This is a genomic window from Pseudanabaena sp. PCC 6802, from assembly GCF_000332175.1.
Lineage (GTDB): Bacteria > Cyanobacteriota > Cyanobacteriia > Pseudanabaenales > Pseudanabaenaceae > PCC-6802.
On sequence record NZ_KB235914.1, the window covers coordinates 1,616,654 to 1,631,449 of the forward strand.

Consider the following 14,796-nt stretch of genomic DNA (forward strand, 5'->3'; position numbering starts at 1 on the left):
GATGAGTTCCCAAATGGGTTAGTCCTATCCTATCGTAAATAAAAAAGTGCGTTATCTGCCAAATTCACCCGATTGGGTGAACTGGTTGCAGGTAGCACGCAATTTTGTAGCAGATAAACTACGATAGGCAGGATACAAATGCATCGTCAAAGCGCCAGCAACAAGACGATTATGGCTCAAGTACGAGATTCGCAGAAAACGTTTAAACCCTGGGTAGTGGGCGCGATCGCGATCGCCACCTCCCTGGGGGTATTTGCCATAATTTCTAATGTCCTGCAAGCTCAAGCGCCGAAACCTACAGAGACCGCCACTGCCACCCCCAGTAAAAACGTTACCGCCCTCGGTCGCATCGAGCCAATGGGGCAAGTAATTAAACTATCGGTAATTAATGCCCAGGATAGCCGCGTTGATAAGCTCTTAGTTCAAGAAGGTGACTACGTAAAGGCAGAGCAGGTAATTGCAGTTTTGCAAGGTTTAGATAAAAAGAAGGCGGCGTTGGCGGAGGCGGAACAGGAGCTAGCCGTGCAGGAAGCCAAACTAGCGCAAACCCTTGCCGGAGAATCAAAAGTGGGGGAAATCGCTGCTCAGGAAGCTAATATAGCTCAATTAGAAGCCCGCCTGCGTACCGAAACGGCTGAGAAAAAGGCTGCCATCGCTCGCATTGAGGCGGAATTGCGTAACGATCGAATTACCTATCAACGCTATCAAACTCTCCACCAGGAGGGGGCGGTCAATACTTCTGATATTGATGAAAAGCGTAAGAATTGGGAAACTTCCCAAGCTAAATTAGATGAGGCAAAAGCACAGTTGGCGAACGCGGAATCTACGCTCAAGGAGCAAATCCGCCAGCAGCAGGCCACTCTAGATAAGTTGCAAGAAGTGCGTCCCGTTGATGTGAGAGTGGCGCAAGCGCAAATGCAATATTCCAAAACTAAGGTGGCGACTGCTAAAGCCGATCTCGATGATGTTTACGTGCGCGTACCCGTAGCGGGTAGAATCCTCAAGATCAATACCCGCATCGGCGAGCAGGTGAATACGCAGCAGGGCATTGTGGAGTTGGGGCAAACCGATCGGATGTACGCGATCGCGGAAGTCTACGAAACCGATGTCTATAAGATTAAGCCAGGTCAGAGAGCCAGAATAACCAGCGAAAATGGTGGCTTTGAAGGAGAGCTACAAGGCACTGTCGATCGTATCGGTCTGCAAATTAAAAAGAAAAATGTCTTAGATTCCGATCCTGCTGCCGACAAAGATGCACGTGTAGTTGAGGTGAAGATTCGCATCGATTCCAAAGATAGTAAGAAAGTGGAGGCTCTCACTAACCTTCAGACGCGGATTTCGATCTCCTTGAATTAGTTTAATCGTCATGAAACTGCTACCCGCCAAAGATTTGCTAGATAATCTCGCGCACGAACTACCGCTGGGATGGTCGCAACTCGCCCACAAAAAAGTGCGCTTTGCCGTAGCGCTGGCAGGAATTGGGTTTGCCAACGTCTTGATCTTTATGCAGCTTGGGTTTAGCTCGGCTCTTTTTGACGGAGTTACCCGCATTCACGATCGCCTCAAAGGAGATCTATTTCTTGTCAGTAAGCGATCGAGATATCTCGGCAATCGCGGGTTCCCTCGGAGTCATTTATACCAGGCAGCAGCAGTGGATAACGTTGCTTCAGCCCGCCCTTTTTACTATGCCCTGTCAGGATGGCGAAACCCTGAAAATAGGCTATTTGAAGATGTGGGCGTAATCGCCTTCAACCCCTCGCAGCCAATTCTAGATCTGCCAGAGGTGGAGCAACAAATGGATAAGATCGTTATTCCCGATACCGTATTATTCGATCGCCTATCTCAAGTGACGCTCGGCCCCGTACCCGAGATGTTGGCACAAGGGAAGCGCGTCACCTCTGAAATTAACAAACGCAAAGTTATTGCCACTGGTACATTCACTTTGGGTGGCACCTTGTTTAAAAGCGGCCACGTTATCACCAGCGATTGGAATTACCTGCGCATCTTTGGCAAAGATAGTCTGGACGAAATTCAAGTTGGCGTAATTGCGCTCAATCCAGGTGCGGATATCCAAACCGTACGGAGAAATATTAAAGCCAGCGTCCCAGAAGAGATTCTAGTTCTCACCCGTAAAGACTTCGTACAGGTAGAGATCGACTTCTGGTCGCAGCACCCCGCCGGAGTGATTTTTGGCTTTGGTACGATTATGGGCTTCATCGTCGGAGTTGTCGTGGTCTATCAAGTTCTGTATTCTGATGTCAGCGATCATCTACCAGAATACGCTACCCTAAAGGCAATGGGCTACTCTAATCGACGATTGCTAGGAGTAGTTTTTCAAGAGGCAGTGATTCTCGCAGTCTGCGGTTTTGTGCCGGGGTGTTTGGCTTCCCTCGGCATGTACGCTGGTTTGAGCCATCTGACCAAACTACCCGTAAATATGCGTCCTCATGTCGCTACCCAGGTGTTTGTCCTCACTGTTTCCATGTGTACGATTTCCGCCGCGATCGCCTCGCGCAAACTCCAATCTGCCGACCCTGCCGATGTGTTTTAGATTTTAACTATTCCGCACTATGCCTCCACAACCCACCGTTTCTATCCGCAATCTCAACCACGCTTTTGGTAGTGGCAATCTCCGTAAACCAGTACTTAGCGATATTGATTTAGATATCAATCCTGGCGAAGTGGTGTTGCTCACCGGCCCATCAGGGAGCGGTAAAACTACGCTGCTTACTTTGATTGGTGGGTTGCGATCGTTACAGGAGGGCAGTTTGCAAATCCTCGGCCAAGAGCTATATGGTGCCAGCCAGAAGCAAATGGTACAGGTGCGCAGCAATATTGGCTTTATCTTCCAGTCCAACAACCTTTTGGAATGCCTCACTGCCCATCAGAATGTCAGAATGTCTCTGCGCTTGCACGATCGCATTCCCATGCGAGATCGCACCAAACTTTCGGTGGCGATGCTGGAGGCTGTTGGTTTGGGCGATCGCGCTGACTACTATCCCGCTGCTCTATCTGGCGGGCAAAAACAGCGGGTGGCGATCGCGCGGGCTTTAGTCAGCCATCCCAAACTCATCCTCGCAGACGAACCGACCGCCGCCCTGGACAGTCGATCTGGTAGAGATGTGGTGGAAATTATGCAACGCTTGGCAAGGGAGCAGGGATGTGCGATTCTACTCGTCACCCACGACAATCGCATTCTCGACGTTGCCGATCGCATCGTCAACATGGAAGACGGTCGCCTTACAACGCAAGATACAGTTGCGATCGCGATGGCGACAGAGTAAATTATTAATGAGTTGCTAACTAGTGCCATGATTGCGATACCTCAACCATCACCCACAATCGATCCGGATCGTCAGCCCCTTCAACCCGATCCGCGAAAAACTGATTGGCAGAAGATCGCGCAACTATTTGCCGCGATCGTGGGAGCAAAGAATGTCGTACGCGCGCGCGAAGATCTGATTGCCTATGAGTGCGACGGCCTAACCAGCTATCGCCAGCAGCCCGAAATAGTGGTTCTGCCCAGCACCACGCAGGAAGTGTCGGAAGTGGTGAAGGTATGCGATCGCTACAATATTCCTTTTGTGGCCAGAGGTTCGGGTACGGGCTTGTCAGGTGGTGCGTTACCGTTGCAGAATTCGGTTCTGATCGTGACCGCTAGAATGAAGCAGATTTTGGCAGTGGATTTAGAGAATCAGCGCGTGGTAGTGCAACCTGGGGTAATTAATAACTGGGTGACGCAGGCGGTGAGCGGTGCGGGATTCTATTACGCGCCCGATCCCTCCAGTCAGATTATCTGTTCCATTGGTGGGAATGTGGCGGAGAACTCTGGTGGAGTGCATTGCCTCAAGTATGGCGTTACCACCAATCACGTCCTGGGGCTAAAAGTGGTGCTACCTGATGGAGCAATTGTCGATTTTGGAGGAAAAATTCCCGAAATGCCGGGTTACGATCTGACTGGCATTTTCGTTGGTTCGGAAGGGACATTGGGAATCGCTACGGAAATCACGCTCAAAATCCTCAAAACATCGGAAGCAATTAGCGTACTGCTGGCGGATTTTAATAGCGTGGAAGCAGCAGGCAGTGCTGTATCCGATATCATTGGTGCTGGCATCATCCCTGGTGGCATGGAAATGATGGATAACATGAGCATCAATGCCGTCGAAGATACGGTTGCCACTGGTTGCTACCCCCGCGATGCTGTCGCTATTTTATTAGTTGAAGTGGATGGCTCGCAGGTGGAAGTGGCAGAGAATGCCAAATTGGTGGAAGCAATTTGTCGCAAAAATGGAGCGCGTAACGTTACCTCGGCGAGCGATCCGGAGCAGCGCCTCAAGTTGTGGAAGGGTCGTAAAGCTGCCTTTGCAGCTATGGGGCAGTGCAGCCCCGACTATTACGTACAGGATGGCGTGATTCCGCGCACGAAGTTACCCTACGTTCTGCGGGAAATTGAGGCACTCAGCAAGAAATACGGCTACAACGTCGCTAATGTTTTCCATGCGGGCGACGGGAATTTACATCCTTTGATTCTCTACGATAATTCTCAACCTGGAGCTTTGGAAGTTGTGGAGGAATTGGGTGGAGAGATTCTCAAACTATGCGTTAAAGTCGGTGGCAGCATCTCCGGCGAGCACGGCATTGGTTCTGACAAGCGCTGCTACATGCCCGAAATGTTTACCGACGCTGACCTGGCTACGATGCAATGGGTGCGTCAGGTATTCGATCCTAAAGCGATCGCGAATCCCACCAAGATTTTCCCTACGCCGCGCACCTGTGGCGAAGGGGCAAAACCTCACATTGACACAGCATTTCCTGCCGAGCGATTCTAAGATTCTCTATAGGGATATTCTGCAAGTGAGAATGGTATTAGCGTACAAATAGAGGCATCACTTCGGCGGAAGTAAAGAGACCGTGAATATGACGCTGGTGTAGCATTTTCCCTGCTTTGAGATAACCAAAGGCTGACCCGCAGACGTTCGCTGCCATACTGGTCTCATCGCCCAAAGTAAATGTGTGCGTGGAGATTTTGCCCTCAAAGGTTCTGCCCGTGAGTTTCATATTCGTACTGAGCGGTTTCTTGGGATTGCGCGTATCCACAACACCGCCAACCGTAACGCGGGAGCGATCGCAAATTCCCAACCGCTCCAACAAAATATCGTCGGCATGTTCCATATTTTCGAGCGTAATGATGCCGTTAGTTTTCTCTAACAACGCTTCCACTTCCGCATCAGTCATCGCCTGCGCGGTTTCGACGCTGTAACCGGGCATATGGGCAATATCTTCGCGAATGGTGGCGCGATAGGCGGCCCAGTTGGCAATACCGACACCAAAGGTAATTTCGACACTATGGACTTCGGCAAAACTTTGGGCAGCGATCGAAGCTGCTGCGGTTAGCAAGCCCGGTGTCGCACCACAACCAGTCATGTAGGTAATGCGATGCGCGGCGAGATCGCCAGACAAATCGATTAATTGTTCGACGGCGCTGGTACGCTTGATTGCATCGACCAAAACACCCTGCCACCCGGACTGGATGAATTGCCGAGCCACGCTTGCCATGAAAGTGTTAGGTAGGTTAGGTAAAGCTAGAAAGTAGCCGTCCACATCCCGTGCCGTAGCAATCAGGTTGGCAATACTGTCCTGACTGGCTGTGCCGTAGGACTCCAGGTGACCCACCGAACCCTTGGCTTGGTAGGCAGCGATCGCCGCACTTACGTTTAGACCGCTGGAACTGTAGGCGTAGCCGTCTCGATCTGCGATCGCCACCAATGTCATTTCCTGCTTGCCAGCTAGTAGTTTAGCTGCCGCCTGACCCAGACCGCCAAAACCTAAAATTCCTACCTTAATCGTCATATCAGCTTTACCCAATTTACTTACTCAAAAAGCCAGTCTTAATAATAACCCCGAAGGTATCTTAAAGTTTTGCACAAGGCAAAAATGAGTAATGTCATGACAAATGTAATCGGCAAAACGAGCAATGTCATGACAAGTGTAATCAGCCAGACATGACATTTATACGATGTTTTCAAAAACCTCTTCCCGATAAAGTAGGGCTACCGAATGATAGGTTGCTCTTCAAGGGTAAAACATAATGATAACGCTTCAAAAAACAACTTCTACTTTTAATTTTTCTCCCGGCCCAGGGGCGCTTCCTCTGGTGGTTTTAGAGGAAACTAGACAGGCGCTCGAACGATTGCCAAACGTACCTTTGTCAATTTTGGGAATCGGTCACCGTTCGCCATGGTTTGATGAGATCCTAAACGAAGCGGAGTCGAATTTAAGAAGCCTGCTAAATATTCCCACATCCTATAAAATCTTATTCTTGCAAGGTGGTAGCAGCCTGCAGTTTTCGATGGTTCCGATGAATCTCTTGCGCGGGAGCAATCGCACGGCAGACTACATTGTCTCGGGGTATTGGAGCGCAAAATCTGTTCCTGATGCCCAAAGAGAAGGCAATGTCCGGATTGCATGGGATGGAAGTGCGGATGGATTCATGCGGTTGCCGAATCGCTCCGAACTCAACTTGACTCCCGACGCAGCTTACTTGCACTATATTTCAAATGAGACAGTTGAAGGGCTGCAATTTAATAGTATTCCGGGACTTCCCAATATACCGTTGGTTTGCGACATGTCTTCGGATTTCCTTTCTAGACCCTTTGACATAAATCGGTATGCCCTGGTGTACGCTCACGCTCAGAAGAATTTAGGCCCTTCGGGGGTGACAGTAGTTATTCTGCACGAAGATCTCCTGGCTAACATCCCAGACAATCTACATACGATGCTGGATTACCGCCCCCATGTTCTCAAGCGATCGAATTACAATACGCCGCCGGTTTTTAGCATTTACGTCATGATGTTAGTAACGCGTTGGATGCTACGGGAGATCGCGAGCTTGGATGAAATGCACGATCTGAACAAACAGAAAGCAGAACGACTTTATCAGTCGATTGATGAAAGCGAGGGATTTTATCGAGGTCGGGCAGCAATTCAAAATCGCTCTTTGATGAATGTTGTGTTTAATATGGCCAGTCCACAGTTAGAGGCGGAGTTCGCTCAAGAGGCTCAGGCAAATGGAATCTTTGGGCTGGCAGGACATCGAACTTTAGGGGGACTGCGCGCTTCGCTTTACAATGCAGTGACCCTTGAGGCTGTTGATGCTCTCTGTAGGTTTATGTACCGTTTCCATCGCCGCCATCGTTAGGAGGGAAAGAAAATGCAGTTTTTTCTACTCGATCCCCAAGATCCATTCCAGCGCAATGAATACGAGCGTGCTTTTTTTCAAGCTTTTGCCAACCTCACCTCAAATCGTCTCGTCCGAAAGCTCTGGCTTTGGGACGACACCAAGCAAACTTTGCGAACCCGCATCCCTTACGATCGCCAACTAATCTATGCAGTGCGGGATTCAGACGGTATTTTAGATGCTGCTCTAGCGGTAAACTACAAACCCTCACAATTTCAATCGGCTGCGTTTGGCTTCTCACCTCCAGCAAGCGATCGGCAGTATTGCGAACTCATAAACATCTTTTCTCTTCGCAATCGACACCTGCATCGACTACTCCAACTCTTGAGCTACTGCTTCACCGACTTACGTCAACAGGGTTGCCAGAGTGCTCTGGGAACAACTGCGGAACGACCTCTTCGCTCTTATCTTTGGGCTGGCGCGCACCTATTGGCGCAAACCGAAATTGATGGGGAAAAGCGATACTTCTTTGAATTTCCAGAGTCTGCGTTAGATCGTTGGGCTAGAGCTGATATAGACCAATGCACGCGAACCGTTTCAAGATTGAAGTGAAGATGATATTTCGATGCGAATGAGAACGCCAGTAAGTCGAGTCAATTTTTAATTTTTTCAACCGAGCAACTACCATGGTCTCTACCCTTCCAAGTTTATCCAGATCGATTCCACAGAACTGGCCTGCCCAGGGGCCTATCGATTTAGCAATACACGACCTACCTCACAATGCTGCCATTGAGTGGTGGTATATCAACAGCCATTTCACAACCACTGACGGTCGTTCTCTTTCGCTCTTTGCATCGTTTTTTCGTAAAATTATCGGTTATGACGACGCAACGCAAGAGCCGCAATACGGTCACGCGCTAACGTGGGCGCTGAGCGATACAGACAATCATCGTTACCATGCGGTATCGCTGGGCGATCGCTCTGGGCCAAAGACGGTGCTGGAGATGATGGATGGTGGCGAAAAGATTCTCCAGGATCCCTGGATGGAACGCACGCTGCGCAAAATGTTAGAAGCTGGGAAAATTCCTGCCCCCGATCGCATGTTTGCAGGAGAAGCATATGCAGCCAGCGATCGCCTGGAACTGAACTACGACGGCTCGCGATTTCTCAAGCGCGAGGACGGTAGCTACTTGCTCGAACTCTGCGATCCAGAAGCAAAAATTGCTTGCAAGCTGGTGTTAACTCCGACAAAGCCGCCTACCCGCTACGGAAATAATGGGGCGATCGAGTTCAATAAGTTAACTACGTTCTACTATTTCATTCCCAGATTGGATGCCAGCGGTTATATCGAACAAAATGGTAGCAAACATGCGATAGATACAGGTATTGCCTGGTATGATCGCGAATTTGGCAGTGTATATCGCGATGAGAGCGATCGCGAGAACAGCGTGGCAGGGGCTGCCTGGACCTGGATGAGCATTCAGCTTGACAGCGGCTCGGATTTGCTCGTTTCTATGCTGATTGACAAAAGCAACAATAAACTCATAGACAAATTTACGATCCTTGTCGATCCCAAGGGTAATTCTCGTCAATACGAAGATTTCTCCCTCAGTCCTGACAATCTCTGGCGCAGTCAGCAGACATTCAACGACTATCCAACGCACTGGGTACTCCAGGTTCCGGCGGCGAATTTGGAGCTACAGATTGCAGCTTGCTTCGACGAGCAGGAGTTCATCACGTTAATTGCAGCACCAGCATTCTGGGAAGGATGCATATCGATGCGCGGAACCATCGACGGGCAGTCGGTTGTCGGTCGCGGATACTTGGAACGCAAAGGCTTTAACACAATTCACAGCATCGACGATTTTTTTACCGCTGTCGGTCGGGAAGTGCAGAAGTCAATCCACAATCTCCTGCCGGATATCCCAAGCAACGAGCAGGTTCGCTTTCTGATTGCTAACGGTGGAAACCACGAACTCTTGAATGACATCGATACCAATCGATTTGCGCGCAATATCATCGAGCCAATCCGAGAGATAAGCGATCGCGGCGGTAAGTCGTGGCGTTCCTACGCGCTGATGGCCTGTTGCAATGCCGTAGGTGGCGACTTCCGTCCGTACATGCACTTGTTGGGAATGCCCGAGTTGATCCACGTTGGTTCCCTCATCGTGGATGACGTACAAGATCGATCGACGGTTCGCCGAGGTGGAAAAACCTGTCACTTACTCTATGGCGAACCACTGGCAATCAATGCCGGAACGGCCTGCTATTTCTTGAGCGAACTTCTGCTTCCGTCTGCAAACCTTTCCCCCGATATCAGATTGCAACTTTACGAGCTATTCTTCAAGACATTTCGCGCCGCGCATACGGGCCAGGCTTTCGATCTAGCAGGGTTGAATTCCGAGATGGATGCTGTCGTTGCCAGCGGAGATAGCTCGAAACTAGAACGCCAGGTGCTTACAACATGCTGGCTGAAAACGGCTGTACCAGCAGGAACGGCAGCCCGTGCGGGCGGTCTCATCGGTGGTGGTAGCAAGGAGCAAATCGAAGCTCTCGGACAGTATCTCGAAGCCCTCGGTCTTGCCTTTCAAATTATCGACGATATTCTTAACTTGCGAGGTTTCGAGCGCAACCTCAAGTTCCGTGGCGAGGATATCATGCAAGGAAAGGTGACGCTTCCCGTTGTCAAAGCCATGTCGCGGCTAACCCATGCAGATCGAACCTGGCTCTGGAATACGTTACAGTCACAACCCAAAGAACCAGCAATCGTGTCCGCCTGTATTGACACGATCGCGCGCTGTGGCGCTCTAGAGGCTTGCAGCGATCGCGCGAGGGAAATGGTAGAAAATGCCTGGCAATCTCTCGATCCGTTGCTTAAGGACTCCCAAACCAAGATTATGCTGCGTGCCTTCGGATTTTATCTACTGGAGCGGCATTACTAGATTTCTTTTCTGCAGTCAATAGCAAAAGATAGTACCATGTCAAGAAATTCTGCGATCGCTTCCGACTTAGAAGTTGAAAATTCCAGTACGAACTCTCGTTTTCCCTTCACGTCTTTCCCTAATGGGTGGTTTAGAGTGGCCTATAGCGACGAACTCGCTCTGGAAGAAGTCAAGCCACTATACTACTTTGGTAGAGACCTCGTCCTCTTTCGCACCATTGATGGTATTCCACATCTACTCGATGCCCATTGTCCCCATCTGGGCGCTCATCTCGGTTATGGGGCAAGCGTTGCAGGCGAAACGATTCGCTGTCCCTTTCACGGCTGGCAATTCAATGGCAGCGGTCGGTGTACAAACGTCCCCTATACAAAGGAGGTTCCTCCTAGAGCACAGATTAACTCTTGGCCGATTTGTGAAGTTAACGGCCTGATTCTCGCGTACCACGATGCAGAGAGAAAAACTCCCTCATGGCAAGTACCAGAATTTACGCAGTGGAATGCTAAAGACTGGACTCCTTTCCACCGTCAATCCTGGAAAATTCGCACGCACGCGCAAGAGATGGTAGAGAATAGCGTGGATACAACGCACTTTGTAGCTCTACACGGGGCACATACCTGCGAGCATGCGTTCCTAAAAACAGATGGCACCATATTAACCAATCGAATGCGCGGGGGATATAACGTCTCCTTGTTAGAAAAACTTATGATTCGAGGCGATATTGAAATCGACTACACCTTCTACGGTCTGGGTTTGTATACAACTCACAGTACCGGGCTGCATAGGGTTCGCAGCTGGATCGATGCAACCCTAAAGTTGAACACCATTTTGATCTTCATGCTAACTCCAATCGATCGCGAATATCTCGACGTACATATCCTTTACAGTATTCGGAAATTTGCAAATGGTGCAGTTACGCGAGCCATCTACAAAAAGACCCTTGCAGACACAATTAAACTGATCGAACAGGACATCCCCATTATGGAAAATAAACTTTACCGCAGCGCTCCTTTACTCTGCGAAGGCGATGGCCCCATTATGCAATGCCGTCACTGGGCGTGTCAATTTTACTCGGAGGGAATCTAGCAATGACTCTGCCAAATGGCCCTCAAGCCCCCACTCTCTTACAACTATTGCAGCTAAGATTCAATCCCACCCACTACCTGGAAGCGGCTAATCGAAGGTGCCCCAATCTATTTGCGCTGAAATCCGCTTGGAATTCCAACCATCTAGTGATTGTCAATCACCCGCAGGCTCTCCGTCAGATGTTCGCAAATGAAACGACTCAATTTGATGCTCCTGGACAGTTACATGAGTTTTTCAAACCATTTTTGGGAGATTACTCAGTGATGACAGTGGATGGCGATCGCCACCAGCGACAACGCCACCTCCTCATGCCTGCTTTTCATGGAGAAAGGGTGTGGACTTACGGCCAACAAATTTGTAGCCTCACGCGATCGGTGATGGATGGAGTTGCTTGCGATCGCCCGTTTACGGCTCGCTCTAACATGCAGGAAATCGCTCTGAAAATCATGCTAGAAGTCATATTTGGCATCAGCGATGGGAAGCGCAGTCAGCGTTTTGAATGGCTGATTCGCGCGATTTTCGAGATCTTCAAATCCCCTGTAAGCTCCACGCTAATATTCTCTACTGCCGCACGCTGGGATTTAGGTCCTTGGAGTCCGTGGGGACATTTCCTCTCCCTAAAGCGAGAGTTAGACGAACTGATTTATACTGAAATTGCCGATCGTCGTCAAAATCCCCATTCCGAACGGCATGACATTCTGGCGCTGTTGATGTCAGCCTGCGATGAAGATGGCATCCCGATGAGCGATGTAGAGATACGCGATGAATTGCTCTCCCTTTTGCTCTCAGGACACGAGACGACATCCGCCATTCTAGCTTGGGCGCTGTATTGGGTGCATCACTTAAGCGATGTCCGCCAGAGATTGCTGGCAGAGTTAGATGCATTAGACGGCGATCGCGACCCTAAATCCCTGTATCGACTTCCCTACCTTACAGCCGTCTGCCAGGAAACCATGCGAATTTATCCTGTTGCCTTCATGACGTTCCCGCGAGTGGTGAGATCGCCAGTTCGCTTACTGGACTGCGATCTCGACCCCGGTACGGTTCTGCTCGGGTGCATCTATCTCACGCACCAGCGCGAAGATCTCTATCCCGATCCCAAGCAATTCAAACCAGAACGATTTTTAGAACGTCAGTTTTCTCCTTATGAGTTTTTGCCTTTTGGCGGTGGCAGCCGTCGCTGTATTGGCGCAGCTTTAGCGCAGATGACGATCTCACTAGTGTTGGCAACGATCCTCTCAAACTACGAACTGGAGTTGGTAGATCGCGAATCCATACGCCCCCAAGTTCGGGGTCTTCTGCTCGTTCCTTCAGGAGGGGTAACCATGCGTCTCAAAGGGAAGCGCTCAGAAAAAGAGAGGCAGTCTTCAATGGCAGAAAGTTATGCTCCTTTAAATGCGAGGTTTCTATGAGCAGCCGCATCGTAATTTGCACCAATGGCACCCTGGGCGACTTTTATCCTTATCTGGCGATCGCGCTGGAGTTGAAAGCGCGGGGTCACTCAGTAGTCCTTGCCACAGGAAGACTTTACCAAACAGAGGTTGAGACTCAGGGTATTGAGTTTTATCCCATTCAACCCGATCTTTCCTCTTATACTCCTGAAGCACTGCGAGCAGCGATAAGTAAGATGATGGATTGTAAACGAGGTACGGAATACGTTCTGCGCCAGCTATTGATCCCTCATGTCAAAACTAGTTACGATGCTATGATGGATATTGTACGCGGAGCTGACTTGTTGCTGACCCACCCACTTTTCTTTGCAGGCCCCCTAGTAGCAGAGAAAACGGGCATTCGCTGGGTGTCTACCGTACTGGCTCCCATTTCAATTCCTTCGATTTACGATCCTGCCGTCCTGAACGCAGACAGTCTCATTCAGCCGAAAATGGTTAAGCCCTGGCTGGCTCGCCTTTTACAGCAACTCGGTAGATGGTACCTGCGTCCCTGGAGCGAACCAATACGACAGCTACGTAACGAACTGGGTTTATCCATTGGAGGCGATCCGCTCTTTGAAGGTCAGTTTTCGCCTCACCTCGTCCTGGCACTGTTCTCTCAGGTTCTCGCTATTCCTCAACCGGACTGGCCTTCTCAGGTTCGCATCGCTGGTTTTATGTTTGACGATCGCGATCGTACCAATCGCTTGCCGCCAGAATTAATCGACTTCCTGGATGCAGGTTCTCCTCCTATCGTGTTTACGCTGGGTTCGTCAGCCGTTTGGGATGCGGATGACTTTTTTATAGAGAGTGCGCTGGCAGCGAGACGCTCAGGCTATCGCGCCGTCTTGCTCGCCGGGCCGGATGTCGATCGCTTGCCATCGGAGTGTCTGTCAGAAAACATCGTTGCCTTTGGCTACGTTCCCCATTCAGCTCTGTTCCCACGTGCGGCAGCCATTGTACTCCACGGCGGCATTGGGACTACAGCCCAAGCACTGCGCTCCGGTCGCCCGATGTTGTTCGTTCCCTACGCCCACGATCAGCCGGATAACGCTGCTCGCGCTAAGCGGTTGGGCGTTGCGCGCATTCTCTCTCGCCGTCGCTATAAGGCCAATCGCCTCGCAATCGAACTGAGATCGTTGCTTGAAGACAGCTCTTACACGAACCGCGCTGCAGAAATTAGCTTGCGAGTGCGGGCAGAAACTGGAGTTCGGGCAGCTTGCGATGCGATCGAAGCACAACTCAAAGTTCCACCCAGAGTTGTAACCTAGCAATTTCCACATTATCGTTTAGGAGCAAATTTCTGAATGACACGATTTAATCTACCTTCTGTTGCAGAGGTCACCCTTAAGAACGGCGCAAAGATCTTCTGCCTGCATAAAGGTGAAGCACAATTTATGGCTGAAGAGGTCAAAGAGTATCTCAAACATGGTATTGAGATTCAAGAAGGCGATACTATATTCGATGTAGGCGCTAATATTGGCGTTTTTACAATCTGGGCATACCAGCTATGCGATCGCAATGCCAACATCTATGCCTTTGAGCCAATTCCCAAAATTTTTGACGTGCTGTTCCGCAATGCTCGACGTTTCAATTTCGAGAATCTGAAAGTATTTCCATACGGGCTGGCACAGGAACCTAAAACAGCGACATTCGCCTATTATCCCGCTGCAACACTGTGGTCGAGTGCCGATCTCGACTTTTCCAAAGAACAGATTGAGGAGTCAAAGAATGCCGTACTCCGCAATATCGAAGCAACACCTCTCTGGTTTCAGCGTCTTCCCGGTTTCCTGCGAAAAGCCTTTGTTGATTATATGTTTGGGAGAACAACTAGGAATGCGGAGCGCGTCACCTGTCAATTGAGGACGCTTTCTGAAGTTGTCCGCGAACAATGCATTTGTCAGATTGACTTGCTCAAAATAGATGTCGAAAAAGGTGAGTTGGATGTTCTTCTCGGGATTGAAGAACGAGATTGGCCTAAAATCAAACAAGTTGCGATCGAAGTTCACGATGTAGATCGTCGAGTCGAGACGATTTCGGCTTTGCTCAAAGCACGCGGACTGGACGCGATTACCGTAGACCAGCAACCTATCCTCAAAGGTTCCAGCGTTTTCCTACTTTATGCTAAGCGCCAGTAGCAAGAAATCCAACTTCGCAATAATAC

Annotated in this window: 12 protein-coding genes; 11 read left to right on the top strand and 1 reads right to left on the bottom strand. The window is 49.9% G+C overall.

Annotated features, from left to right (window positions below):
• Positions 1 to 138 precede the first annotated feature (138 nt).
• The 4 genes from PSE6802_RS0112535 to glcD are packed head-to-tail and all read left to right on the top strand — an operon-like array spanning position 139 to position 4,829.
• Entirely contained in the window at positions 139 to 1,356 is a 1,218-nt protein-coding gene (locus PSE6802_RS0112535; protein ID WP_019500406.1) for an HlyD family efflux transporter periplasmic adaptor subunit, read from the top strand.
• A 10-nt stretch (positions 1,357 to 1,366) separates the two neighbouring features.
• On the top strand, positions 1,367 to 2,551 hold the full coding sequence (gene devC / locus PSE6802_RS0112540; RefSeq protein WP_019500407.1) for an ABC transporter permease DevC: 1,185 nt from the start codon (positions 1,367 to 1,369) through the stop codon (positions 2,549 to 2,551).
• Between the two features lie 19 nt (positions 2,552 to 2,570).
• The gene (locus tag PSE6802_RS0112545) at positions 2,571 to 3,284 is read left to right on the top strand and encodes a DevA family ABC transporter ATP-binding protein (RefSeq protein WP_019500408.1); all 714 of its coding nucleotides are present in this window, start codon (positions 2,571 to 2,573) and stop codon (positions 3,282 to 3,284) included.
• A 27-nt stretch (positions 3,285 to 3,311) separates the two neighbouring features.
• Complete coding sequence (gene glcD, locus PSE6802_RS0112550) at positions 3,312 to 4,829, top strand: glycolate oxidase subunit GlcD (RefSeq protein ID WP_019500409.1); 1,518 nt, start codon at positions 3,312 to 3,314, stop codon at positions 4,827 to 4,829.
• A gap of 37 nt (positions 4,830 to 4,866) precedes the next feature.
• Here glcD and bioU read toward each other — a convergent pair whose 3' ends face one another.
• The gene (gene bioU, locus PSE6802_RS0112555; protein ID WP_019500410.1) at positions 4,867 to 5,850 is read right to left on the bottom strand and encodes a (S)-8-amino-7-oxononanoate synthase BioU; all 984 of its coding nucleotides are present in this window, start codon (positions 5,848 to 5,850) and stop codon (positions 4,867 to 4,869) included.
• 238 nt (positions 5,851 to 6,088) lie between these two features.
• Between bioU and serC the strand changes: the two genes are divergently transcribed.
• The 7 genes from serC (at position 6,089) to PSE6802_RS0112590 (ending at position 14,770) form a co-directional block, all read left to right on the top strand.
• Entirely contained in the window at positions 6,089 to 7,198 is a 1,110-nt protein-coding gene (gene serC / locus PSE6802_RS0112560; protein WP_019500411.1) for a 3-phosphoserine/phosphohydroxythreonine transaminase, read from the top strand.
• A 12-nt stretch (positions 7,199 to 7,210) separates the two neighbouring features.
• Entirely contained in the window at positions 7,211 to 7,789 is a 579-nt protein-coding gene (locus tag PSE6802_RS0112565) for a hypothetical protein (RefSeq protein WP_019500412.1), read from the top strand.
• A 74-nt stretch (positions 7,790 to 7,863) separates the two neighbouring features.
• Complete coding sequence (locus tag PSE6802_RS0112570; RefSeq protein WP_019500413.1) at positions 7,864 to 10,119, top strand: polyprenyl synthetase family protein; 2,256 nt, start codon at positions 7,864 to 7,866, stop codon at positions 10,117 to 10,119.
• 36 nt (positions 10,120 to 10,155) lie between these two features.
• Positions 10,156 to 11,202 (top strand): Rieske 2Fe-2S domain-containing protein, encoded by a 1,047-nt coding sequence (locus tag PSE6802_RS0112575; protein ID WP_019500414.1) that lies wholly within the window; start codon positions 10,156 to 10,158, stop codon positions 11,200 to 11,202.
• A gap of 2 nt (positions 11,203 to 11,204) precedes the next feature.
• Positions 11,205 to 12,614, top strand: coding sequence for a cytochrome P450 (locus PSE6802_RS28835; RefSeq protein WP_019500415.1), 1,410 nt, complete (start codon positions 11,205 to 11,207; stop codon positions 12,612 to 12,614).
• On the top strand, positions 12,611 to 13,903 hold the full coding sequence (locus PSE6802_RS0112585; protein ID WP_019500416.1) for a glycosyltransferase: 1,293 nt from the start codon (positions 12,611 to 12,613) through the stop codon (positions 13,901 to 13,903). The genes PSE6802_RS28835 and PSE6802_RS0112585 overlap by 4 nt, the downstream gene beginning before the upstream one ends.
• 36 nt (positions 13,904 to 13,939) lie before the next feature.
• On the top strand, positions 13,940 to 14,770 hold the full coding sequence (locus PSE6802_RS0112590) for an FkbM family methyltransferase (RefSeq protein ID WP_019500417.1): 831 nt from the start codon (positions 13,940 to 13,942) through the stop codon (positions 14,768 to 14,770).
• The last annotated feature ends 26 nt before the right edge of the window (positions 14,771 to 14,796 follow it).